Annotated in this window: 17 protein-coding genes and 3 pseudogenes; 13 read left to right on the top strand and 7 right to left on the bottom strand. The window is 69.1% G+C overall.

The window, feature by feature from the left end; all coding sequences use genetic code 11:
- Positions 1 to 64: 64 nt before the first annotated feature.
- From ON41_RS42300 to ON41_RS20940, 4 genes are all read left to right on the top strand, one after another.
- Positions 65 to 238, top strand: a complete 174-nt coding sequence (locus tag ON41_RS42300; RefSeq protein WP_040749404.1) for a hypothetical protein — start codon at positions 65 to 67, stop codon at positions 236 to 238.
- An 88-nt stretch (positions 239 to 326) separates the two neighbouring features.
- A complete protein-coding gene (locus ON41_RS20950; RefSeq protein ID WP_040749474.1) occupies positions 327 to 1,037 on the top strand; it encodes a PIG-L deacetylase family protein in 711 nt (236 codons plus the stop codon).
- Between the two features lie 96 nt (positions 1,038 to 1,133).
- Positions 1,134 to 2,297 carry a glycosyltransferase gene (locus ON41_RS20945; protein ID WP_040749473.1) on the top strand — a complete coding sequence of 388 codons (1,164 nt, stop codon included), beginning with the start codon at positions 1,134 to 1,136 and terminating at the stop codon, positions 2,295 to 2,297.
- A gap of 198 nt (positions 2,298 to 2,495) precedes the next feature.
- Positions 2,496 to 2,687, top strand: coding sequence for a DUF3046 domain-containing protein (locus ON41_RS20940; protein WP_040749403.1), 192 nt, complete (start codon positions 2,496 to 2,498; stop codon positions 2,685 to 2,687).
- Between the two features lie 58 nt (positions 2,688 to 2,745).
- On the opposite strand, the gene ON41_RS20935 is transcribed toward ON41_RS20940, so the two are convergent.
- Positions 2,746 to 4,152 (bottom strand): MFS transporter, encoded by a 1,407-nt coding sequence (locus tag ON41_RS20935; protein WP_040749472.1) that lies wholly within the window; start codon positions 4,150 to 4,152, stop codon positions 2,746 to 2,748.
- A gap of 98 nt (positions 4,153 to 4,250) precedes the next feature.
- On the opposite strand from ON41_RS20935, the gene ON41_RS20930 reads away from it, so the two are divergent.
- The 7 genes and pseudogenes from ON41_RS20930 to ON41_RS20905 all read left to right on the top strand — a co-directional run bounded on the left by ON41_RS20930 (position 4,251) and on the right by ON41_RS20905 (position 11,811).
- The gene (locus ON41_RS20930; protein WP_040749402.1) at positions 4,251 to 5,285 is read left to right on the top strand and encodes an Lrp/AsnC family transcriptional regulator; all 1,035 of its coding nucleotides are present in this window, start codon (positions 4,251 to 4,253) and stop codon (positions 5,283 to 5,285) included.
- A gap of 153 nt (positions 5,286 to 5,438) precedes the next feature.
- Positions 5,439 to 6,482 (top strand): recombinase RecA, encoded by a 1,044-nt coding sequence (recA, locus tag ON41_RS20925; protein WP_040749401.1) that lies wholly within the window; start codon positions 5,439 to 5,441, stop codon positions 6,480 to 6,482.
- Between the two features lie 3 nt (positions 6,483 to 6,485).
- A pseudogene (locus ON41_RS43830) lies at positions 6,486 to 7,268 on the top strand (regulatory protein RecX); the annotation flags it as partial.
- A gap of 153 nt (positions 7,269 to 7,421) precedes the next feature.
- Positions 7,422 to 7,946: pseudogene (recX, locus tag ON41_RS40440) on the top strand (recombination regulator RecX); the annotation flags it as partial.
- 111 nt (positions 7,947 to 8,057) lie between these two features.
- Positions 8,058 to 8,213: pseudogene (locus ON41_RS43825) on the top strand (recombination regulator RecX); the annotation flags it as partial.
- A gap of 101 nt (positions 8,214 to 8,314) precedes the next feature.
- Positions 8,315 to 10,219, top strand: a complete 1,905-nt coding sequence (locus ON41_RS20910; protein ID WP_083905506.1) for a CocE/NonD family hydrolase — start codon at positions 8,315 to 8,317, stop codon at positions 10,217 to 10,219.
- A 263-nt stretch (positions 10,220 to 10,482) separates the two neighbouring features.
- A complete protein-coding gene (locus tag ON41_RS20905; RefSeq protein ID WP_040749399.1) occupies positions 10,483 to 11,811 on the top strand; it encodes a lipase family protein in 1,329 nt (442 codons plus the stop codon).
- A gap of 4 nt (positions 11,812 to 11,815) precedes the next feature.
- On the opposite strand, the gene ON41_RS20900 is transcribed toward ON41_RS20905, so the two are convergent.
- Entirely contained in the window at positions 11,816 to 13,798 is a 1,983-nt protein-coding gene (locus tag ON41_RS20900; RefSeq protein ID WP_040749398.1) for a hypothetical protein, read from the bottom strand.
- A 34-nt stretch (positions 13,799 to 13,832) separates the two neighbouring features.
- Positions 13,833 to 14,873 carry an ATP-grasp domain-containing protein gene (locus tag ON41_RS20895; protein ID WP_246460833.1) on the bottom strand — a complete coding sequence of 347 codons (1,041 nt, stop codon included), beginning with the start codon at positions 14,871 to 14,873 and terminating at the stop codon, positions 13,833 to 13,835.
- A gap of 580 nt (positions 14,874 to 15,453) precedes the next feature.
- Here ON41_RS20895 and ON41_RS20890 point away from each other — a divergent pair.
- Positions 15,454 to 16,617 carry a DUF5925 domain-containing protein gene (locus ON41_RS20890; protein WP_040749468.1) on the top strand — a complete coding sequence of 388 codons (1,164 nt, stop codon included), beginning with the start codon at positions 15,454 to 15,456 and terminating at the stop codon, positions 16,615 to 16,617.
- A 289-nt stretch (positions 16,618 to 16,906) separates the two neighbouring features.
- Here ON41_RS20890 and ON41_RS20885 read toward each other — a convergent pair whose 3' ends face one another.
- The 4 genes from ON41_RS20885 to ON41_RS20870 all read right to left on the bottom strand — a co-directional run bounded on the left by ON41_RS20885 (position 16,907) and on the right by ON41_RS20870 (position 20,170).
- A complete protein-coding gene (locus tag ON41_RS20885; RefSeq protein ID WP_040749397.1) occupies positions 16,907 to 17,794 on the bottom strand; it encodes an amino acid ABC transporter permease in 888 nt (295 codons plus the stop codon).
- A complete protein-coding gene (locus ON41_RS20880) occupies positions 17,791 to 18,426 on the bottom strand; it encodes an amino acid ABC transporter permease (protein ID WP_051162085.1) in 636 nt (211 codons plus the stop codon). Before ON41_RS20880 ends, ON41_RS20885 begins: the two co-directional genes overlap by 4 nt.
- A gap of 136 nt (positions 18,427 to 18,562) precedes the next feature.
- Positions 18,563 to 19,396, bottom strand: a complete 834-nt coding sequence (locus ON41_RS20875) for a glutamate ABC transporter substrate-binding protein (RefSeq protein ID WP_040749395.1) — start codon at positions 19,394 to 19,396, stop codon at positions 18,563 to 18,565.
- Positions 19,397 to 19,441: 45 nt separating this feature from the next.
- Positions 19,442 to 20,170, bottom strand: coding sequence for an amino acid ABC transporter ATP-binding protein (locus ON41_RS20870; protein WP_051162083.1), 729 nt, complete (start codon positions 20,168 to 20,170; stop codon positions 19,442 to 19,444).
- A gap of 272 nt (positions 20,171 to 20,442) precedes the next feature.
- Between ON41_RS20870 and miaB the strand changes: the two genes are divergently transcribed.
- Positions 20,443 to 21,969, top strand: a complete 1,527-nt coding sequence (miaB, locus tag ON41_RS20865) for a tRNA (N6-isopentenyl adenosine(37)-C2)-methylthiotransferase MiaB (RefSeq protein WP_040749393.1) — start codon at positions 20,443 to 20,445, stop codon at positions 21,967 to 21,969.
- Positions 21,970 to 22,131: the final 162 nt, after the last annotated feature.

Raw genomic sequence — 22,131 nt, 5'->3', positions numbered from 1 at the left:
GGCTTGTCAGTATGGAGGAGTCGGATCGCGACGGCGGTTCGGAAACCTTCGGGAGGAAAAGGACATGTTCTGGAAGATCCTGGGCGTCGTCGCGCTCGTCTGGCTGGCGCTGATCGTGATCGGCGCGCTGGTCAAGGCGCTGTTCCCGATCCTGATGATCAGCGCCGTGGTGTTCGGCCTGTATCTGCTGTACAAGGCGGTCTCGGGGTCGAACAAGTCGTCCGTCAGCAAGATGTAGACGTCCCTGTGTCAGGGTCGCGTGGGTCGTTTCGGTGTCGCCGCCGAACGGCCCACCGGCGTGTCCGGGGGGTGTTTCAATGGCCCGCATGGAGCAGCTTCCCGAGGATTGGCAACGCGGGCTGGTGATCGTCGCCCACCCGGACGATATCGAGTACGGGGCGGCAGCGGCGGTCGCGCGATGGACCGGGCAGGGTAAGGACATCCGATACCTGCTGGTCACCAGTGGCGAGGCGGGGATCGCGGGGCTACCGCCGGCGGAATCGGGCCCGCTGCGGGAGGCCGAGGAGATCGCCGCGGCCGAGATCGTGGGGGTCGAGCAGGTGGAATTCCTCGGCTATCCCGACGGCCGGATCGAGGAATCCCTGCGGTTGCGGCAGGACCTGGCGCGCGCGATCCGGCGCCACCGCCCGGAGCTGGTGGTGCTGTCGTATTTCGGCGACGCCTGGGCCTCCGGCTTCGCCAACAGCGCCGACCACCGCGCGGTCGGCCGGGCGGGCCTCGACGCGGTCTCGGACGCGGGCAACGAGTGGATCTTCCCGGAGTTGGCCGACCTCCCGATCTGGACCGCACGCTGGGCCGCGGTCCTCGGCCCCGCCGCCACCCACGCGGTGGACGTCACCGACACCGTCGAGACGGCGGTGAAATCCCTTGCGGCCCACGCACGTTACCTCGCCGCCCTCAGCCCCGAACCGGTCGCCGACCAAGCCCGCGCCGTCATAGAAATGACAACCGCCCCGCAGGAAGGCTTCCCCGCCACCCACGCCGTAGGCTTCGAGCTCTACCACTTCGCGGGATAGCGTCAGCCCACCTGCGATTCCGCGAAATGGGTTGTGGCGACACGTTCGTTGGGTGACCCCACTGGGGTGTCGGTCGGATATGGCACCCTGGGGCGCATGCGAGTGGCTGTCGTCGCGGGACCGGACCCGGGTCATGCGTTCCCGGCTATCGCGCTGTGCCTGCGATTTCTCGCGGCCGGCGACGAGCCGGTGCTGTTCACCGCGCCCGTATGGTTCGACGCCGCCCGCGCCGCGGGCATCCCGGTCCGCCGGTTGAAGGGCCTCGCGCCGCGTCCGGGCGACGACGACGGCGATGCCGGGCAGCGCATCCACCAGCGCGCCGCGCACATCTCCTCGGAGATCCTGCCCGAATTGAGCGCGATGCTGCCCGAACTGGTGGTGTCGGACGTCCTCACCGCGGGCGGCGGCATGGCCGCCGAGCGCCTCGGCGTCCCGTGGGTCGAGCTGTCGCCGCACCCGCTGTACCTGCCCTCGAAGGCGTTGCCGCCCATCGGGAGTGGGCTCGCCCCGGGCGAGGGACTGCGCGGCCGCGCGCGGGACGCGGTGCTGCGCGGTATGACCGCCCGCGCGATACACCGCGGCGACCGGCAGCGCGCCGAGGCCCGGATCGAGATCGGACTCCCCGGCCCGGATCCGGGCCCGCAGGCGCGGCTGATCGCGACCCTGCCCGCGCTGGAGGTGCCCCGCCCCGACTGGCCGGACGACGCGCACGTGGTCGGGCCGCTGCTCTGGGAGCCGACCGAGGACATACTGCCACTGCCCCCCGGCGACGCGCCCCTCATCATGGTGGCCCCGTCCACCGCCCACACGGGTGTCTCGGATATGGCCGAGGGCCTGCTGGAGGCGCTCGACGGCGCCGGTGTGCGCGTGGCGGTGTCGATGATCCACACGCCGCCCGCGGACGTTCCGCCGTGGGCCACAGCGGGTCTGGGCCGCCAGGACGAACTGCTCCGCCACGCCGCCGTCGTGGTCGGCGGCGGCGGGCACGGCCTACTGGCGAAATCCCTGCTGGCCGGGGTCCCGATCGTCACCGTCCCCGGTGGCGGCGATCAGTGGGAGCTATCCAATCGCGCTGCCCGCCAAGGCAGTTCGATTGTCGTCCGCCCGTTCACCGGCCCCGCCGTCCGGCGGGCGGTCCAGCGCATGCTCGACGACCCCACCTTCCGCGACGCCGCCCGAGCCGCCGCCGCGACCGCCCCCGACGTCACCGACCCCGTCGAGGTCTGCCACCGAGTCCTGGACGCGGCTCGGGCCCACTGACAAGTCCGCCTCGGTCACTCGCGCCCCGAACAGGTCCGCCGGTCGATTTCGATGACGCGTTCATGCCTGGAGGCCCGCTGACCTCGATCGTGTGCTGGGCTCGACAGGCGATCTCGCAATGCCGTGGCTCCGGGTGGGCGGACCGGCGGGTGATGGTTGGGTGCGGGGCGGTCGGTGGGGGCAGGTACCCTCGGCCCAGTGCGATTGACTGACTTCCGGGAACTGTTGCACACCGAGTTCGGCGCGGCTCGTGGCGACATGCTGCTGGCCGACCATGTGCTGCCGTCATTGGGCCGCACGGGCGCACAGGCCATCGAGTCGGGTGTCGATCCGCGCGACGTCTGGCGTGCGCTGTGCGCCGAATTCGACGTCCCCCGCGCTCGCTGGTAGGCGCTTCCGTCCTCGGGGCCCACCCGGCCGTCGTTCCGCGGGCAGGCCCCGTCCGCGGTCAGGCGACGAGGACTTCGCCTGCCGCCGAATCGGACTCCGGCATCCGCGCGCGCCGGTGGAACATCCCGAAGGCGAGGACGCCGAGCACGATCCCCACCGCTCCGGCCACCGCCACGGCCGCGTCGATCCCGTCGACGTACTGCGGCAGCGCGGGCCGCCCGTCCCCGGCCGCACCGCGGAAGACCGTGCCCAGCACCGCGACACCCAGCGCCAGGCCCAGCTGGCGGGCGGTGTTCACCGCGCCCGCGGCGGTACCGCTCTGCTGCGGCGGCACCGCGGCCATCCCGACCGACACCAGCGACGGCGCCATCGCGCCCACGCCCACGCCGACCACGATGTAGCCGGGAATCAGTGCGGTCCACGAGGATCCGGTATCGATGAGGGTCAGCAGGCTCGTACCCACCCCGATCACGACCAGCCCGGCGCCGATCGTCCACTTCGGCGCCAGATCGTGCAGCAACCGCCCGAATCCGCCCGACACCACGAACGCCGTCACCGACACCGGAAGCATCGACAGCCCCGCGCTCAGCGCCGACAGACGCAACGGCTGTTGCAGCCACAGCGAGATCAGCGGGCTGCACGCGAAGGCCGCGAAACTCAGCCCGGCCGCCGCGATCAGGGTGGCGCCGAATTCCCGGTTGCGCAGCAGCGCCGGCGGGAGAATCGGAGCGGCGCTGCGCGTTTCGATCACCACGAACGCCATCGCCGCGAGCGCGCCTGCTACCAGGGCGACGACCGCCTGTCCGTCGGACCAGCCGTGCTCGCCGCCGCGGATGATGCCGTAGGTGACCGCCGTCGCCGCGACCGCGAACGCCGCCATGCCCGGCAGGTCGACCCGATGCCCCGCATGCCGCGCCGAGGGCCCGAACACCAAGGCGGACAACACGATCGCCACCGCCGCGATCGGCAGGTTCACGAAGAAGATCCACCGCCACGACAGCAGATCGGTCAGCACACCGCCCAGCACGACGCCGATACCGGCCGCCGCGCCCGCCACCGCGCCCCACGCGCCGAACGCGACGCCCCGGTCGCGCCCGGTGTAGGTGGCGTGCAGCAGCGACAGCGTGGTCGCGAACATGGCCGCGCCGCCGATGCCCTGGCACGCCCGGGCGGCGACCAGGATCGCCGCCGACTGCGCGACCCCGCACGCCAGCGACGCGAGCGCGAAGACGACCAGCCCGGCCAGATAGGTGGGTTTCGCGCCGACCCGGTCGGCCAGCGCGCCGAGCACCAGCAGCAGCGCCGCCAGCGCCAGCGCGTAGCCGTCGACCACCCACGCCAACCCGGACAGCCCGGTGCCGAGGTCGGCGGCGATATCGGGCAGCGCCACGGTCACGATGGTGACGTCGATGAGCAACATCAGCGTGCCGAGGCACGCCGCGAACAAGGGGAGCCATTTCCGCATGGCGACCTCCAGAGACAGGGTGAACGATATCGACGCCAAGCCTCCGACATGCTTGAATATCCACCTACCCGGCCGCCTCACGACGTTGGATTCCGACTATGGAACTCGAAGATCTCGATGAATCCTCCGTACTCGATCTGCTCGACAAGCAGATCGTGCACGGGCTGGTCACCGATCCCCGCATCCCGTTCGCGCGGCTCGCCGCGGTTCTCGGCGTCTCGGAGCAGACCGTGGCGCGGCGCTACCGGTCGCTGCGCCGGCGCGGCATGCTCCACGTCGCCGGGCAGGTCAACGTGATACCGCTGGGCAGCACGCGGTGGATGTTGCGGATGCAGTCCACGCCCGACAAGGCGCTGCGGCTGGCGGAGGCGCTGGCGCGGCTGCCCGATGTCAGCTGGGTATCGCTGCTGTCGACCGGCTCCGAGGTGACGTGCATGAGCCGGCCGCGCACCGCCGAGCACCGGGATCGGTTGCTGCTCACCACACTTCCGCAGGCCAGTCAGGTCGTCGGGCTGTCGGCCTACGAGATCATGCACCGCTTCCCGCTGACGGAGGAGTGGCCGCGCTACGGGCGGCTGCTCACCGCGCGGCAGCGGCGTGAGCTGGGGCCCGATCGCCCTCGCGGCGGCCGCGACGGGACCGAACCCGTCGACCTGTCGCCCGGCGACGAGGCGATGCTGGCCGCGCTCTCCCGGGACGGCCGTGCGCCGTACGCGCAGCTGGCGGCCGAAACCGGGTGGAGCCCAACCCGAGTGGCCCGGCGGATGGCCGAGCTGGAGGAGTCGGGCGTGCTGTACTTCGACATGGATTTCGCGATCGAGCGGATGGGATACGCGACGCGCGGGATGCTGTGGCTGCGGGTGCGACCGGGCGATCTCGACACGGTGGGCCGGGCGCTGGTGACGCATCCGGAGGTGACCTTCGCCGCCGCCACGACCGGGTCGACCAATATGCTGGCGTCGGTCGTCTGCCGCGACACCGCGCACCTGTACCGATACGTCACCGAGCGGCTGGGCCCGCTGGACGGCATCACCGGTCTCGAGATCACCCCGGCCCTGCGGGTGCTCAAACAGGCGCAGGCGCTGCTGCACACCGACCACGTCACGCTGGTTCCGCAGCCGAACCAGGGGTAGCGGCGGGAGTGCAGATGGTTCGCGTGTCCTCGGGCGAGTCGCTTGCCTCGAACACGTGTTCGTCTAAGCTGTCCGCAGAACTTGTCGGTGCCGCCCTCTAACGTGGGCGCCAACCACACAACGAGACTTACCCGTCCAGAAGGGGTTCAGACGATGGCACCACAGGCTTACGACCGCGACAAGGCGCTCGAACTCGCACTCGCTCAGGTCGAGAAGAGCTTCGGCAAGGGCGCGGTCATGCGCCTCGGCGAGGAGGCGCGCCAGCCCATCTCGGTCATCCCCACCGGGTCGATCGCGCTGGACGTGGCGTTGGGTCTCGGCGGGCTGCCGCGCGGCCGGATCGTGGAGATCTACGGCCCGGAGTCCTCGGGTAAGACCACGGTCGCCCTGCACGCGGTCGCCAACGCGCAGGCCGCCGGCGGTGTCGCGGCCTTCATCGACGCGGAGCATGCGCTCGACCCGGATTACGCCCGCAAGCTCGGTGTCGACACCGACGCCCTGCTGGTCTCCCAGCCCGACACCGGTGAGCAGGCGCTCGAGATCGCCGACATGCTGGTCCGCTCGGGCGCCATCGACATCATCGTCATCGACTCGGTGGCCGCGCTGGTGCCCCGCGCCGAGATCGAGGGCGAGATGGGCGACAGCCACGTCGGCCTGCAGGCCCGCCTCATGAGCCAGGCGCTGCGCAAGATGACCAGCGCGCTCAACAACTCCGGCACCACCGCCATCTTCATCAACCAGCTGCGCGAGAAGATCGGCGTCATGTTCGGCTCGCCGGAGACCACCACCGGTGGTAAGGCGCTGAAGTTCTACGCCTCGGTGCGCCTGGACGTGCGCCGCATCGAGACCCTCAAGGACGGTAGCGACGCGGTCGGCAACCGCACCCGCGTCAAGGTCGTCAAGAACAAGGTCTCGCCGCCGTTCAAGCAGGCCGAGTTCGACATCCTGTACGGCCACGGCATCTCCAAGGAGGGCTCGCTCATCGATATGGGTGTCGAGCACGGCTTCGTCCGTAAGTCCGGCTCCTGGTACACCTACGAGGGCGACCAGCTCGGCCAGGGCAAGGAGAACGCGCGCAAGTTCCTCCTGGAGAACACCGACGTGCGCGACGAGATCGAGAAGAAGATCAAGGAAAAGCTCGGCATCGGTGCCGATGTCACCGCAGACGCGGGCGCCGAGGCGCCCGTCGACTTCTAACCGATGCCCGACCGGGACGCGCCGGGGCCCGCACCTGTACAGGGCCCCGGCGCGACTCGGCTCGACGCGGTAGAACGCCTACGCCGCGAACTGGATCAGGGGGAGCGTGGAGGAGACGGGGAGGGGGAGTTCACTCCCGGCTACCGCCGCCCGAGACGCCCGAAGCGCGCCAAGACGGATGGCTCCGGGCCGCAGGGCGTGTGGCGTTCCGACCACGCCCAGCCGGATCCCGCGCCATCCGGAGGTACCGAAACCCAAGCCAAGAACGCGTGCCTACGCCTGCTGAGCACCGGCACCCACGGCCGGGACGAATTGAGCGAGCAACTGGCCATCGGCGGATTCACACCCGAGGTGATCGAGCGCGCACTCGATGAGCTGTCGGAGGCGGGTTTGCTCACCTCGGTCCCGCAGCGCACCGGCAAGAAGACCGACGCACAGGCACAAGCGGAACCAGGCAGCGACCAGGAGCCGCACCGTCGTCGGAAACGACCGGCGACCGGCGATCCTGACAACGACTCGGGCCGCCCGGGCGACGCTGCCGTCCGAGGGCCCCGGCGTGGCCGAGGCGTCGGCAATGATTCGGGTCGGCCTGTCGGTGCGGCCGCCCCGGGGCAGCGTCGTAGACGGCGGGACGACGATTCCGGTGGCAGGCCCGAGGACGGCGGTACCGAAGCGCAGGCCAAGGGCATGTGTCTTCGGTTGCTCACCGCGCGGGAACGCGGTCGCGTGGAGCTGGCGGACCTGCTGGCGGCCAAGGGGTTTGCGGCCGAGGTCGCCGAGCGAGCGCTCGACCACCTCACCACGATCGGGCTGATCTCCGATCACCTTGTCAGCCGGACGAGTCCAGCGGAAAACCCTGCGCCGCACTCGGATCCACCGTCACCGGCCGGGCCTGCGGAGCCCTCGCGCGAAAGATCCTCCGAGCATGGCGACGCTGACGAGGGGCGGGGCCGCCGTCGTGGGCGGCGGGGCAAAGGGGCCGACCGCGAGCCCGGGGGTGGGGGTACCGAGGCGCAGGCGAAGGATGTGTGTCTGCGGTTGCTGACCGATCGGGCGCGCAGCCGTGCGGAACTGTCGGACAAGTTGGCGGCCAAGGGATTCGCGGCCGACGTCGCCGAGCGGGCCCTGAACCGGCTCGCGGCGGTGGGTCTCATCAACGATGCCGCCTTCGCCGAGCAGTGGGTCCACTCCCGTCACACGTACTCCGGCCGGGGTAAGAAGGTCATCGCTCAGGAACTCCGGCGCAAGGGCGTGGCGCCCGCCGACGCCGAACCCGCGCTCGCCGCCGTGACCGCCGAGGACGAGAGCACCCGCGCCGCCGAACTCGTCCGCCACAAACTGAAGTCGATACCCCCGGACCTGGACCGCGAGAAGGCCATCGGCCGCCTCGTCGGCATGCTGGCCCGGCGCGGTTTCAACCCCGCCACGGCCCACACGGTCGTCAAGGCCGAACTCACCGCCGCCGACTTCGGCGCCGGACAGACTCCGCAGCCCCGCTCCGCCCGAACGCTCCGCCGCACACCACCACCCGCAGGCGAGCCCGCCGAGACGCCGAACCCCGCCGAAGACCACGACACCGCCACCGAACTGGTCCGCCGCAAGATCCGCACCTTCCCCCCGAACCTCGACCACGAGAAGGCGACCCGCCGCCTCCTGGGCATGCTCGCCCGCCGCGGCTACACCCAATCCGTCGCGTACACCGTCGTGAAAGCCGAACTCGCACAGACCTGAACGCAACCTGTATCAGAAGGTATAGATATCGGGGTCGTAAATGAGATGACCTTCTGGGACACTTGGGTCACTTCGTTGGACTTTCAGGTGGAGGAGCCCTCATGGCCGCGCCGTTGTCTGCTGTCGAGTCGTTGCCTCCGGATGCTCGGTTCGAGATCGGACCGGAGAGGTTTCCCGCGGTGCACGTGGATACCGGCGTGGCGATTCCGATGTCGGACGGGGCGGTGTTGTGCGCGGATCTGATCCGGCCCGCGTATGCGCGGGGAGTGCCGGTGGCGGGGGAGTTTCCGGTGGTCGTCAATTTCACGCCCTACAACCGGATGGGGAACCGGTACGGCGCCGCGGTCGCCCGGGTCGGGCAGCGCGCGGGGCGGCGGGTGCGGCCGTCGGATCGGCGGCGGTTTCGCGGACGGGATCTGGTGCACACCACCGCCGGAGGGGTCCTGGACGTCTGGGCGGCGAATCGGACGCTGGTGTCGCGGGGGTACGCGTTTCTGGTGGTCGACGTGCGGGGGACCGGATCCTCCACGGGGACCTGGGATTTCTTCGGCCCGCGCGAGCATCGAGACTATGCCGAGACGCTGGCGTGGATTCGCGAACAGCGCTGGTGCGACGGACATCTGGGCGTGACCGGCATTTCGTACGGGGGTATCGCGGCGCTCATCGCGGCCGGTGACAGGCCCGCCGGGCTGGACGCGGTCTTCGCGATCGTCGCGGGGGAGGATCCGGTCCGCGAACTCGGGCTCACCGGCGGCGTGCCGACACCGGCCATGGCGTTATGGATGGCGGCGGTCAATGCGGGGAAGTGGATGCCCTCCCCGCGGGGCATGGTCCGCAACCGGGTCCTCGGACGGTATCTACGCGACCGCTGCCGCGAACCGGTGAGCTGGCTGGGGCGCGCACGGCGGATCGCCTTCACCGATGGTCACCCCGACGCCTACCTCAACGATCAATGGGCGGAACGCCTTCCGGCGCTGGAGCGCATCACCGCCGCCACCTGGATCCACGGCGCCTGGCACGACGTGTACAACCGCTCGAACTTCCGCATGTTCGAACGCGTCGGCAGTGGCAGTAAACAACTCGTCGTCGACGACGGCTATCACCTCAGCCCCGGATCGGGTTTCGGCGCACCGGGCAATCCGCAGGCGCTCGACGAATTGCAGTGCGCGTGGTTCGACCGCTGGCTGCGGGGCATCGACACCGGGATCGAGCGGTACGGGCCGGTGACCGTTCGCCGGCAGGGCTGCGGGACCTGGTTGTCGCGCCCGCACTTTCCCGATTCGACGGCCACCCCGCGCCGGCTCTATCTGACGCCCGACCCGAGCGGTTCGGCCGCGCATTCCGGTCTGGACGGTTCGCTACGGCCCGAGCCGCCCGCCCGCGTCCGGCTGATCCCGCTGCCGGTCGGCCGCCGCGCCGTGGCGTCCAACGACACCGCCGTCATGTCGCTGGGCATCACCACCCTGTTCGGACCGCATTTCGGGGCCGACGACCGGCGGGCCGAGGCCACCGCGGTCACCTTCACCACCGAACCACTCACGTCCGATCTGGTCCTGTCCGGACCACTCAATCTGCACCTGCGGGTGCGGACAGGCGGCACCGAGGCGTTCTGGTCGGTGACCGTCACCGACGTCGAGCCCGCGGGCGCGTCGGCGCCGCTCACGCGCGGCGCGCTGCTGTCGTCGCTGCGCGCCGTCGACACCGACCACAGCACCTACGTGGACGGAGAACTGGTGTCGCCCATGCGAAGTCTGCGCGCCGACACCGTCCTCCCCGTCGTCCCGGGCGAGCCGTTCGATCTCGATATCGAGATCAATCCGACCGAGGCTCTGCTGCGCGCCGGCCACCGGTTGCGCGTGACCGTCGCTCCCGGCAGTTTCCCGCGCCACTTCCTGCCGCCCGCCCTGAAGCGCCGCATCGACGGGCAGGGCATCGTCGTCGACCCGGCCCACCCGAGCTACCTCACCTACCTGGCGACGGGAGTGACCGGCGGTCCACGGGCCTAGACGCGTGCGGGCAGGCGACCGGATCGGAGCGGTTCGCCGATGATGTTGTGCCCCAGAATATTCCGGAACCGACCGGCCACAGACGCCATAGCGGACGGCGCGCGGCGCACACAACCCGTACCGGCGCTTAGGGGTATGGCCGAAATTCGGTGAATATGGTTGCGGTGCAAGCTATTCGGGCCTGTAATCGATCTACTCTCCGGGGGAGGGCCGGCGTGCCGGTCGGTCGTCGGAGGCGGCTCTCCATTCGAAAGGATGTGCCCATGAGCCTAGCCGCCGATACGGCCGCCGACTTCGACGGCCTGCGGCCCGCCACCGGCCCGCTGACCTCCGCCCGGCCGCTGCGCCCCGATGTGGATCCGTTCTACGTCGCCCCGCCGCATCTCGACACCGACGAACCCGGCGCCGTCCTGCGATACCGGCGCGTCCGGGTGGCGCTGTTCGGCCGGATTCCCCAGCGGGTGCAGGCCTGGCAGCTGCTCTACCGCACCAACGACCTGAACGGCGCCCCCGAGGCCGCGGTGACGACCGTGCTGCTGCCGTGGGACGCCGACCCGACCGCTACCCGGCCGGTCGTCTCCTACCAGTGCGCGATCGATGCCGTCGCGCCCAAATGCCTTCCGTCGTACGCACTTCGGCATGGCGCCCGCTCCCTCGGCTGTGTTCCCCAGTTCGAACTGCTGCTGATCGCCGGTGCCGTGGCGCGCGGCTGGGCGGTGTCGGTGCCCGATCACGTCGGCACCGGCGGACGGTTCGGCGTGCCCCGCGAGCCCGGCTACCGCATCCTCGACGGCATCCGCGCGGCGCTGTCCTTCGGTCCGCTCGGCCTGGATCCGGCCGCGCCCGTGGGGCTCTGGGGCTACTCCGGTGGCGGCCTCGCCACCTCCTGGGCGGCGGAACTGGCCGACGACTACGCCCCGGAACTCGATCTCGCCGCCGGATACGCCGGGTCCCCGGTGGGCGATCCCACCCAGGCCGTCGTCCATCTGAACCGCTGGCTGAGCGGGGTGGCCTCCAGCGGCCTGGTCGCCCTCTGCATCGCCGGGTTGCGCCGCGCCTATCCGGATCTGGACCGGGTGCGCATCGGGTTCAGCCCCGGATTCCTCGATCTGCTCGCCTATACCGAGATCGCCGCGACCATCCAGATCGTGCTGCGCGGCGCGGGCGTCCGGATCAGCGACGACGGAACGAATCTCGCCGAACTGCTGACCCATCCGGAGGTGCGCGCCGCACTCGCCGAGGTCCGTCCCGGCGAGCGCACGCCCGGTATGCCGATGTTCGTGGTGCAGGCCGTCAACGATCTCATCGTCCCGGTCCGGGCCATCGACGAGCACGTCGCGCGCTACCGCGCCGCGGGCACGCCGGTGACCTACGTCCGCGACCGCATCAGCGGCCACATCACGCTGGCGGTCATCGCGGCGCCGATCGTCGGCGACTGGCTCGACGATCGGCTGACCGGGCGCACCCCGCCCCCGAGCCCCGAACACACGACGACCGTCTGGTCGATGGTGTGCAGCAGGCAGGGAGTGACCGGACATCTGCGCCAGGCGTGGATCGCGGCGCGGCTGCTCACCGGCCGTCCGATCGGCTGACCGGTCAGGCCGGTAGCCGGTCCGCGCCCCAGCTGCGATGGACGTAGCCGACCACGCGGTCCAGCTCCGCCCGGTCGACGGCGGCCGGTTCGCCCGGCTCCAGCGGGTCGACGTGGAAGATGTAGAGGCGCGAGGCGAACTGTTCGAACGGCAGCGACGCCTCGCCGAACCGTTCGCCGTGACCGGCCGTGCCGACGACGACGCCGTCGCCCCAGTCCTGGCCGCTGTCGTTGTTCGGGTTGTAGAAGTAGACCCGCATCGTGTCCTGCGGATCGAGGCTCGCCCGCAGCACCGTGATCGCGTGCCAGCCGACGAAGCGCGCCGCGCTGTCGGTGACGGCGATACCGGCCGGCTGCGGGTGGATCAGCGGCTGGTTGCCGTTGTAGAAGGGGTGGTAGGCGGCGTAGAACTCCTGGAGGAACTGGTCGAGAGCGATCAGCTTGCCGGTGTTCACGTCGACGTTGATGCGGAAGCCGCGCCCGGACCACCAGCCGTGGAACTCCGGATTGACCCAGCGGTGCGGATCGCCCTCGCGCCCGATGCAACGCCGTCCCATCTCGGCGTAGATCCGGTCCAGATGCGGGACCACCAGCAGCGACACCGGATCCAGATCGAGCGGAAGTGTTTTCGCCACACCGGCATCGACGTCCTGCGAGGAGATCGGCTGCCCCTCGAAATGCATGACGACCTCGTCGTCGCGCGCGGCCCAGACCACGGTCTGCAACAGGTAGTCGGGATCGTTGTAGGCCCACATCGACAGTGCCCGCGCCGATTGGCAGGTGGGATTGTCGCCCTGGCCCACGCCCAGTGGCAGGCCGAGCATCGATAGCGTGCCCGCCAGCAGCCAGGTCCGCGGCTCGACCGCCGACCCGAACGCCTGCGTCAGGCGTTGCTGGGCGGGCGGCGAGAGGCGGAGCGCGAGTTGCCGCCACATCGCGGGGGCGACGGGCGGTTGATACAGGATGCCGCGCTCCAGCATCAGCGCCAGCCCGTAGATGCACTGGGCCGTCTCGACGTGCACGGCCCCCTCGATCAGGTGATGCACCAGGTCGTGATAGCAGAGCAGGCAGTCGCGGCCGGTGCTGGACAGGCCCAATCCCTCGGCGAGCAGGTAGTCGCCCTTCTCCAGCAGGAAACGCAGCAGCACAGCGTGATACGGCGACACCAGCCCGGTGTCGTGCATCGACCGCGCGAATCCCGCCGCCTCGAACTGCAGGGCCCCGTCGTCCATCGACTCCAGGCGGGTGCGGTACACCTCGACGCCCGGATCCTCCCGGCAGGCGTCGGTGGTGCCGTAGAGGCTGCTGATCAGCCGATCGGCGCCGAGCCCGCTGGCGCCCAGATCGATATCGGGATTACTGCGGGCGACGGCGATCTGCGTGATCATCCGCTTCACCGCGTCGACCTGGATCGGGCGCTGCCGCAGGATCCGCCAGATCTCGTCGACCAGATTCTCGAGTACCTTCTCGTACCCGACCTGCTCGACGAGGTAGCCGAGCAGTTCGCGGGACACCTGGGCCATGCGCCCCTGGCGAGCCCGCTCGGCCTCCGAGGGAGGCGCGAACAGCATCGTCAGATTCGACGCCAGCACCTGCGACAGGTGGTTGTGCGCCTGCTCGGCCGTGATCATCGGATGCTCGTAGTCACCCTTGGCGACGGCCAGCAGGCGCAGGTTGCTCACCGTCTCCAGGACGACGGTGTCGCCGTTCGGGCTGTGCAGCGAGCCGGTGCTCAGCGACGGGATGAGGATGTGCGGTTGCGCCCAGTCCGTGCCGAGGAACAGGCCGGCCTCCTCGATCCGGGCGGCTCGCGCCCGGACCGCCGCGCAACCGCCGGACAGGAGGAGGACCCGGCGCAGCGCGGCCAGCATCCGCGACAGCTTGACCTGCTTGCCGAAACCGCTGGCATCCGCGAGGGCACGCGTCGCGTCGTCGAGTGCGGCAAGGCGTCTGTCGAGGGTTGCCCTGTCGCTGCTGAGTGGGCTCAAGAAGGATCCTCCCGTGATCCGCTGCCGTTGCGAATCATATGTAGAAGTCCAGTTCTTCCTGACGCTTCAGCAGATCCCGCAGAGTGTACGGGTCGTCGCCGAAGAAGTACAAGAGACCCCAGTGGTTGCCGTACGCGGTGCGCTTGGTGACCTTGTCGGTGAGCGGTGAGGCCAGCTCGTGGGATTCGAAGTAGTCGTGATCCTCCGTTTCCTCCGGCATCGACAGGTGACTGACCACCCGCCGCCGCGGATACACGCCGAAACATCCGGCATGCCCCGTCGCGTCCACCACCTCGCGCGGGAAGAACTCCTCGATCTCCTCCTTCGTGGTCTTCGGGTCGAAGGCCATCACCAGACCGTGGTACGCGTTGAAGCCGTAGGCCCGCTCCAGCAACTCGAAAACCTTGAAACCCGGTGGCCGGTAGGCGACCTCGCCGAAATACATTTCGCCGTCACTGGTGACGAAGTACTCGGGATGGACGAATCCGAAATCGATGTCGAAGGTCTTGATCAACTTCTCGACCTGCCGGGTGATCTCCGGCCGGAACTTCTCGAGTTCGGGTGTCGCCGGGACGAATACGGAATATCCGAGCGTCACGTACTCCGAGATGTTGAGGAAGGCGATCCGGCCCTCGTGGATCCACGCCTCGACGGCGAATTCCCAGCCGTCCAGATGTGATTCCATCAGCACCGGGAACTCCTCGTCCGGGATCGTATCGATCTCGTCGGGGGTGCGGATGATCCGGTGCCCGAGACAGCCGGCCTTGTCGAAGGCCTTGATGTGGATCGGGTCGTTGGGGTCGCCGTCCAGTTTCATCAGGGTCTGGTTGACGCGCTTGAGGAAGCGGATGACGTCGTCGCGCTCGTGGGCCTCCTCGAAGATGCCCACCCGGATGCCGCCGAGCTGGGCCCGGCGCTTCATCAGTGACTTGTCACGCAGCAGCATCGCCTGCCCGAGCAGCCGGGGATTGTCGAGCAGGACGGAGTTGATCGCCCCCGCCCACTCGACGGTCTCCTCGAAGATCGGGATGGCGACGTCGACGCCGCGCTCCTTGAGGGTCTCGGCGATCTCCATCGAGCGATCGTTGAGACGTTCGAAATTCCATGGGATGTAAGGTATGTCGTTCTCGATGCAATATTCCTCGGCCCATTCCGGTGCCACAACCACATAACGCCGGTCGAATCTGTCCACGGCCTCGACCGCGTTCAGACTCCAACCCAGCAGCGCGACATAGCCTTTGCTCGGGTTTCGGATCTTGGATTCTTGCGATGAAGTCGGCAAAACTTGTCCCCTTGCTGATCGAGGCCTCGAGCTGGTCTACCGTGGTGCGTCGTTGCATCGGGCGGTCGACGGGTGCCCGGCTGCTACGCGACGAAAACAAATGCGCCGGGTGCGCCAAGGCTGGATCTGTGTTTCGCCGCCATTAGTCGTGAATACCCGGAACGTCCGGTGGTCAAACAGGCGCGGCGGGCACGCCGCCGCGCCCGGCAAACATGATCGTCGCCGGACGTGCGTAATGTGTTGTCCGCCAGTTCATCCGGGGTTCGAATGACGGTGCGGGTCGTGGTCGGCGGTGATATCCCGCACAGTGCAACGTATTTCGCGGGCGGAAATTGATTGGACTGCTACGGGGTTCCTCGGGATGATTGTCGGAATGTCTACGAACCTACAGGAACGTCTGAGGCTGGTCGGCCACGGGGAGTATGCGGCCGATACGGCCGCGGCGCCCTCGTGGGTGATGAACCTGGACGACTCCGACTCGCCCCGCGACATCATCGACGCGCTCGGACTCGCGCCGTTCCTCTCCGGTGACCAGCCCTACGCGGTCTCGACGGAACTCGAGCGCGTCAAGCCCGACGCGCCGCTGACGCCCGAGGGCGCCCGCGTGCTGCGCGGTAGCGACGAGGACGGCACGAAGGCCACGCTGTCGGTCGGCGACGGCTGGACGCTGCGCGTGGTGCGCCGCACCAACGGCAGCGCGCAGATCGACGTCTGCGCGGTGACCGAGGAACTGGCACGCGAGATCGTCGAGGCGTGTTCCACCGATGCCGTCGTGGAACCGGAATCCGACGACAGTCATGTGTCGATGGGCTTCTGGCACATCGGATCTCACGGACCGCAGCGGCGGGAGCGCACCATCAGCGCGGCGTCGTGGGCGGAGATCGAGGGCAACTACGCCGCCGACGCGGGCGCGGCGATGGGGCGGCTGATGACGCTGCGCGCCGAGGAGGTGCGCGGCCGCCTGCTGCTGTTGCACGGGCCGCCGGGGACCGGCAAGACCTCCGCGCTGCGGGCGCTGGCCCGCGAGTGGTCGGGCTGGTGCCAGGTCGACTGCGTCCTCGATCCCGAGGTGCTGTTCGCCAACCCCGGCTACCTCATGGAGGTGGCCATCGGCGTCGACACCTACGACGAGGCCAAGCGGCGCTGGCGGCTGCTGGTGCTGGAGGACTGCGACGAGCTGATCCGCGGCTCGGCGAAAGAGTCCACCGGACAAGGGCTTTCGCGTCTGCTGAACCTCACCGACGGCATGCTGGGCCAGGGTCGCGACGTGCTGGTGGCGATCACCACCAACGAGAACCTGTCCCATCTGCACCCCGCCGTGATCCGGCCGGGCCGCTGCCTGGCGCAGCTCGAGGTGGGCCCGCTGGCGCCCGCCGAGGCGCGGACGTGGCTGGACCGGGAACTCGGCGACCGGCCGCGTCCGATGGTCGGCCCCGACGGGATGACGCTCGCGGAACTGATCGCGGCCCGCGACGACAGCTCCCGCATCGAGGCCCTGCCGCCCGGCCCGGAACCCGGCAGCGGCGGCTACCTGTAGTGGACACCCGCTTCCGGCCGCCGAGAGTGGCGTGACCCGGCGGCCGGAGGCGGTGCACCCTCAGAATGCTCGGAGCGGGCCCGGGCGACGAGACTTGCGCTCACAGGGAATGCAACTCGCACGCCCCGAGCCCTCGTCGGCCCCGGAGTGCCCAGCCATCGACCCCGTCCCCACTCCCGCCGTCCCGCCTCCGTTTTCCGGCATGCTTTTGGCCGGAATCACCCGAGGGATTCCGGCCAAAAGCATGCCGGAAAACGAGTAGTGGCCGAGTCGACGGACGCTGGACGGGTCAGCGGGACCCGACCGCGCCGACTCCGGGGGCCGGGAGGACGGCGTTCGCTGGGATGACCGTGCGCCCCTTCTTGCGGGAGCGGAGGCGCTTCTCCAGGAGGGTGGCCACCTTCGTGAGCGCCCAGTTCAGGACGATCATGATGATGGCGACGACGATCAGGGAGGGCACCGTGTTCTGCTCGGCCGCGCCGAGCTGCTGGCCCTGGCGGACGATCTCCTGGTAGGTGATCTGGTAGCCCAGCGCCGTATCCTTCAGCGCCACCACCATCTGCGACACGAGCGCCGGCAGCATGGCCGTGATCGCCTGCGGCAGCAGGATCAGGCGCATGAGCTGGCCCTTGCGCATGCCGAGCGCGACCGCGGCCTCGCTCTGGCCCGCGGGCAGCGAGCGGATGCCCGAGCGCACGATCTCGGCGATGACCGAGCCGTTGTAGACCGTCAGCGCGATCACCACGGCCGTCAGCGCGTACTGGCTGGAATCGGTGAGGTCGTACTTGGCGATCACCGCGTACAGGAAGATCATCAGGATCAGCACGGGGATGGCCCGGGCGAATTCGACGATCGCGCCCGCCACGATGCGCACGCTGCGATGGTCCGACAGCCGCAGCAGGCCGAAGATCATGCCGATCACGAGCGCGAACACGATCGACAGCGCCGCCGCCACGATGGTGCCGCGCAGACCCGGCAGGATGTAGGTGTCCCACACCTCGGCGTCGACGAACGGCTTCCACTTCTCGGCAGTGAGCTGGCCCTTGTCCGACAGCTTGCCGAGCACGAACCAGGCCGCCGCGACGATCACCGCGGCCACGACCACCGAGTAGGCCGCATGGCGCACCCGGGCCTTGGGCCCCGGTGCGTCGAACAGGACGGAGGCGCCCGAACTCATCGCTTCACCTCGAATTTCTGTGCCAGCCAGCCGAATATCAGGCCGAGGGGGAGCGTCAGGATGACGAAGCCGAGTGCGAAGATCGCGCCGATGGCGATGATGTCGGCCTCGGTCTCGTTCATCTTCGCCATCAGGGCCGCGGCCTCGGCGACACCGATGGCGGAGGCGATGGTGGAGTTCTTCGTCAACGCGATCAGCACGCTGCCGAGCGGCGCGACGACCGACCGGAACGCCTGCGGCAGCACGATATAGCGCAGGTTCTGCCCGAACGTCAGGCCCAGCGAGCGGCCCGCCTCCGACTGTCCCAGCGGCACGGTGTTGATGCCCGACCGCAGCGACTCGCAGACGAAGGCGCCGGTGTAGATGCTCAGGCCGACCACGGCGAAGCGGAAGTTGTTGGTGGGCAGGAAGTTCAGCCCGTTGCTCTCGCTGGCGAGCTTGAGGCCGAGCGTGGTGTAGACGCCCAGGGAGAGGAAGACCAGGATCAGCGTGAGCGGCGTATTACGGAAGATGGTCACGTACGCCGTGCCGACCCAGCGCGCCACCGGCACCGGCGAGACCCGCATGGCGGCCACGACGGTGCCCAGGATCAGCGCGCCGACCGCCGACAGCGCGGTCAGCTTGACGGTCATCCAGAATGCGTCGAGCAACTGGTCTTGATATCGGGAGATCAAGTCGAACACGGCGGACGTGTCCCTCCGATCGTGAGGTGAATCCGGTTGGGCGAGGGGCGGTCCCGTCTCGGAGACCGCCCCTCACGCGACGTCGTCAGTACCGGTCGACCTGCGGCGGGGCCGCGGGCTGGAATCCGGTGCCGGTGAAGTTCTTGTCCAGCGAGGCTTTCCAGGCGCCGTCGTTGATCATGGCCTCGATGGCGTCGTTGATCTTGTCGCGGGACTCCTTGTCGCCCTTCTTCAGGCCGATGCCGTACTTCTCGGTGGTGAACGGCTTACCGACCAGCTTCAGCTGGCCCGGGCTCTGCGCGGCGAAACCGGCGAGGATGATGTCGTCGGTGGTCAGGGCGTCGACCGCACCGGACTTCAGGGCCTCCACGCACAGCGAGTATGTGTCGTACTCCTGCAGCTGCACGTCGTTGGCGTAGTTCTTCTGGATGTTCTGCGCGGGGGTCGAACCCTTCACCGAGCACAGCTTCTTACCGCCGGTCAGCGACTCCGGGCCGGTGATGTTCGTGTTGTCCGAGCGCACCAGCAAGCTCTGGCCCGCGAGGTAGTACGGCCCGGCGAAGTCGACCTTCTCCTTGCGCTGATCGGTGATCGAATAGGTGGCGACCACGAAGTCCAGCTGCCCGTTCTGGATGAGCGTCTCGCGCTGGGCGGAGGGCGCCTCCTTGAACGTGATCTTGTCCTCGGCCACGCCCAGCTTGCCCGCGACGTACTTGGCGACGTCCACGTCGAAACCGGAGTACGAGCCGTCCTTGCTGCGCAGGCCCAGACCGGGCTGGTCGAACTTGATGCCGATGGTCAGCTTGCCGTCCTTGGCGTGCTCGGTGACGGTCTTGGAGCTGCCGCCCCCGCACCCCGTCGCCGCGAGCGCCACGGCCAGCGCGCCTATACCGATTTGCAGTGCACGGGTGATCCTCATCGAATTCCTTCTCTCTCGTGCAGTACTGGAGGTGGGTGTCACCGATCAGTGACTCAAGATCTTGCCCAGGAAATCCTTCGCTCGCTCGGAACGCGGCGCGGTGAAGAAGGTCTCCGGCTCGCTGTCCTCCACGATCTGGCCGTCGGCCATGAACAGCACCCGGTCGCCGGCGCGGCGGGCGAAGCCCATCTCGTGGGTGACCACGAGCATGGTCATGCCCTCCTTGGCCAGCGACACCATCACCTCGAGGACCTCGTTGACCATCTCCGGGTCCAGCGCGGAGGTGGGCTCGTCGAACAGCATCACCTTGGGGTTCATCGCCAGCGCGCGGGCGATGGCCACGCGCTGCTGCTGTCCGCCGGACAGCTGGGCCGGGTACTTCTCGGCCTGGTTGGCGATGCCGACCCGCTCCAGCAGTTCCATCGCCTTCTCGTGCGCCTTCTTCTTCTCGAAGCGGCGCACCTTGATGGGGGCCAGCATGACGTTCTCGAGGATGGTCTTGTGCGCGAAGAGGTTGAACGACTGGAACACCATGCCGACGTCGGCGCGCAGCTTGGCGAGCGCCCGTCCCTCGGCGGGCAGCTCGGTGCCGTCGACGGCGATGGTGCCGGAGTCGATGGGTTCGAGGCGGTTGATGGTGCGGCAGAGCGTCGACTTTCCGGATCCCGACGGGCCCAGAACGATCACGACCTGCCCCTTGGGCACTTCGAGATTGATGTTCTGCAGCACGTGCAGCGCGCCGAAATGCTTGTCCACATCGTGCATCGAGATCATCGGTGGCGCGGTGGCGGCGTCGGCGTCGAGGGTCGGCTCGGTGGCAGTGCCGGGTGTTGCGTCGGCAGCGTCGGTCATGGGACAGACCCTAGAGCGAAAGTGCTGGAAATGCGCAATATTCGCGGATGCGTCGCGCCGTCGCCGCACACCCTTAACCGTCACTTGACATTGGTGACTCGTATCACGGCCGCTCAGGCGCAGGTCGACGGGGTCGATGCGGCGCTTCCGGCGACCGATACCCTGGACGGGTGAATTCGTCTACGCAGGTTGGAGTGCGTTCCGTCGAGGCGGCCGAGGGGGAGCGGACCTACGAGGTCCGCACCTACGGCTGCCAGATGAACGTGCACGACTCCGAACGGCTCTCGGGCCTGCTGGAAGACGCCGGATATGTGAAGGCCACGCCGGGCGCGACCGCGGATCTCGTCGTGTTCAACACCTGCGCCGTGCGCGAGAACGCCGACAACAAGCTCTACGGAACCCTCGGGCATCTGGCTCCGATCAAGGCCGACCGGCCGGGGATGCAGATCGCCGTCGGCGGCTGCCTGGCGCAGAAGGACCGCGACACCGTGGTGCGCAAGGCGCCCTGGGTGGACGTCGTCTTCGGCACGCACAACATCGGCTCGCTGCCGGTGCTGCTGGAACGCGCCCGGCACAACGAGCAGGCGCAGGTCGAGATCCTGGAATCGCTGGAGGCGTTCCCGTCCACGCTGCCGGCCAAGCGGGAGTCCGCGTACGCCGGCTGGGTGTCGATCTCGGTGGGCTGCAACAACACCTGCACCTTCTGCATCGTCCCGTCGCTGCGCGGCAAGGAGGTCGACCGGCGTCCCGGCGACGTGCTGGCCGAGGTGCAGGCGCTGGTCGACCAGGGCGTGCTGGAGGTGACGCTGCTCGGCCAGAACGTCAACTCGTATGGAGTGAACTTCGCCGACGCCGACGAGCACCGCGACCGCGGCGCCTTCGCGAAACTGTTGCGCGCCTGCGGAACCGTCGACGGGCTCGAGCGGGTGCGGTTCACCTCGCCGCATCCGGCGGAATTCACCGACGACGTGATCGAGGCGATGGCCGAGACCCCCAACGTGTGCCCGCAGCTGCACATGCCGTTGCAGTCCGGGTCCGATCGGGTGCTCAAGGCCATGCGGCGGTCGTATCGCAAGGCGCGCTACCTCGCCATCATCGACAAGGTGCGCGCCGCCATGCCGCACGCGGCCATCACCACCGACATCATCGTCGGCTTCCCGGGCGAGACCGAGGAGGATTTCCAGGAGACCCTGGATGTGGTGCGGCAGGCCCGGTTCACCAGCGCCTTCACCTTCCAGTACTCGATCCGGCCCGGCACCCCGGCCGCGACCATGGCCGACCAGGTGCCCAAGGCCGTGGTGCAGGAGCGCTACGACCGGCTGATCGCGGTGCAGGAGGAGGTGTCGCTGGAGGCCAACCGGGCGCTCGTCGGCACCGAGGTCGAACTGCTGGTCGCCGACGGTGCGGGGAAGAAGAACGCCGCGACGGCGCGCATGAGCGGCCGCGCCCGCGACGGCCGGCTCGTGCACTTCCGCCCGCCGGCCGAGAACGGCATCCGGCCCGGCGACCTCGTCACCGTGACCGTCACCGCCGCCGCCCCGCACCACCTGATCGCCGACAGCGAGGTCCACGCCCACCGCCGCACCCGCGCGGGCGACGCCCACGAGCGCGGCATCACCCCCAAGACCGCTCCCATCGGCGTCGGCCTGGGCATCCCGAGCATCGGGGCCCCGGAGCCGGTGGCGGCGAGTGCAGGATGCGATTCGGGCTGCGGAGCATGACCAGCGCCATGGCCCCTGGAATATGACCAGCACCGTGGCCCCCTGGAATATGACCAGCACCGTGGCCCCCCTCTGTTTTCCGGCACGCTTTTGGCCGGAAACCACTGGGAACACGGCGAAAATACATACAGCACAATACGATTCGGCGATGAGGCGATGATG

The organism is Nocardia transvalensis NBRC 15921, assembly GCF_000308875.1.
Taxonomy (GTDB): Bacteria; Actinomycetota; Actinomycetes; order Mycobacteriales; family Mycobacteriaceae; genus Nocardia; species Nocardia transvalensis.
This window is presented reverse-complemented; position numbering and strand designations above follow the sequence as displayed.

Excerpts from the sequence above, each read along its gene's own strand:
- ON41_RS20890 (WP_040749468.1), top strand. The coding sequence starts at position 15,454 with ATGTCTACGAACCTACAGGAACGTCTGAGGCTGGTCGGCCACGGGGAG.
- ON41_RS20935 (WP_040749472.1), bottom strand. The coding sequence starts at position 4,152 with ATGCGGAAATGGCTCCCCTTGTTCGCGGCGTGCCTCGGCACGCTGATG.
- ON41_RS42300 (WP_040749404.1), top strand. The coding sequence starts at position 65 with ATGTTCTGGAAGATCCTGGGCGTCGTCGCGCTCGTCTGGCTGGCGCTG.
- ON41_RS20875 (WP_040749395.1), bottom strand. The coding sequence starts at position 19,396 with ATGAGGATCACCCGTGCACTGCAAATCGGTATAGGCGCGCTGGCCGTG.
- ON41_RS20910 (WP_083905506.1), top strand. The coding sequence starts at position 8,315 with ATGGCCGCGCCGTTGTCTGCTGTCGAGTCGTTGCCTCCGGATGCTCGG.
- ON41_RS20880 (WP_051162085.1), bottom strand. The coding sequence starts at position 18,426 with ATGACCGTCAAGCTGACCGCGCTGTCGGCGGTCGGCGCGCTGATCCTG.
- ON41_RS20870 (WP_051162083.1), bottom strand. The coding sequence starts at position 20,170 with ATGATCTCGATGCACGATGTGGACAAGCATTTCGGCGCGCTGCACGTG.
- ON41_RS20950 (WP_040749474.1), top strand. The coding sequence starts at position 327 with ATGGAGCAGCTTCCCGAGGATTGGCAACGCGGGCTGGTGATCGTCGCC.
- ON41_RS20930 (WP_040749402.1), top strand. The coding sequence starts at position 4,251 with ATGGAACTCGAAGATCTCGATGAATCCTCCGTACTCGATCTGCTCGAC.
- recA (WP_040749401.1), top strand. The coding sequence starts at position 5,439 with ATGGCACCACAGGCTTACGACCGCGACAAGGCGCTCGAACTCGCACTC.
- ON41_RS20905 (WP_040749399.1), top strand. The coding sequence starts at position 10,483 with ATGAGCCTAGCCGCCGATACGGCCGCCGACTTCGACGGCCTGCGGCCC.
- ON41_RS20945 (WP_040749473.1), top strand. The coding sequence starts at position 1,134 with ATGCGAGTGGCTGTCGTCGCGGGACCGGACCCGGGTCATGCGTTCCCG.
- ON41_RS20885 (WP_040749397.1), bottom strand. The coding sequence starts at position 17,794 with ATGAGTTCGGGCGCCTCCGTCCTGTTCGACGCACCGGGGCCCAAGGCC.
- ON41_RS20895 (WP_246460833.1), bottom strand. The coding sequence starts at position 14,873 with ATGGAGATCGCCGAGACCCTCAAGGAGCGCGGCGTCGACGTCGCCATC.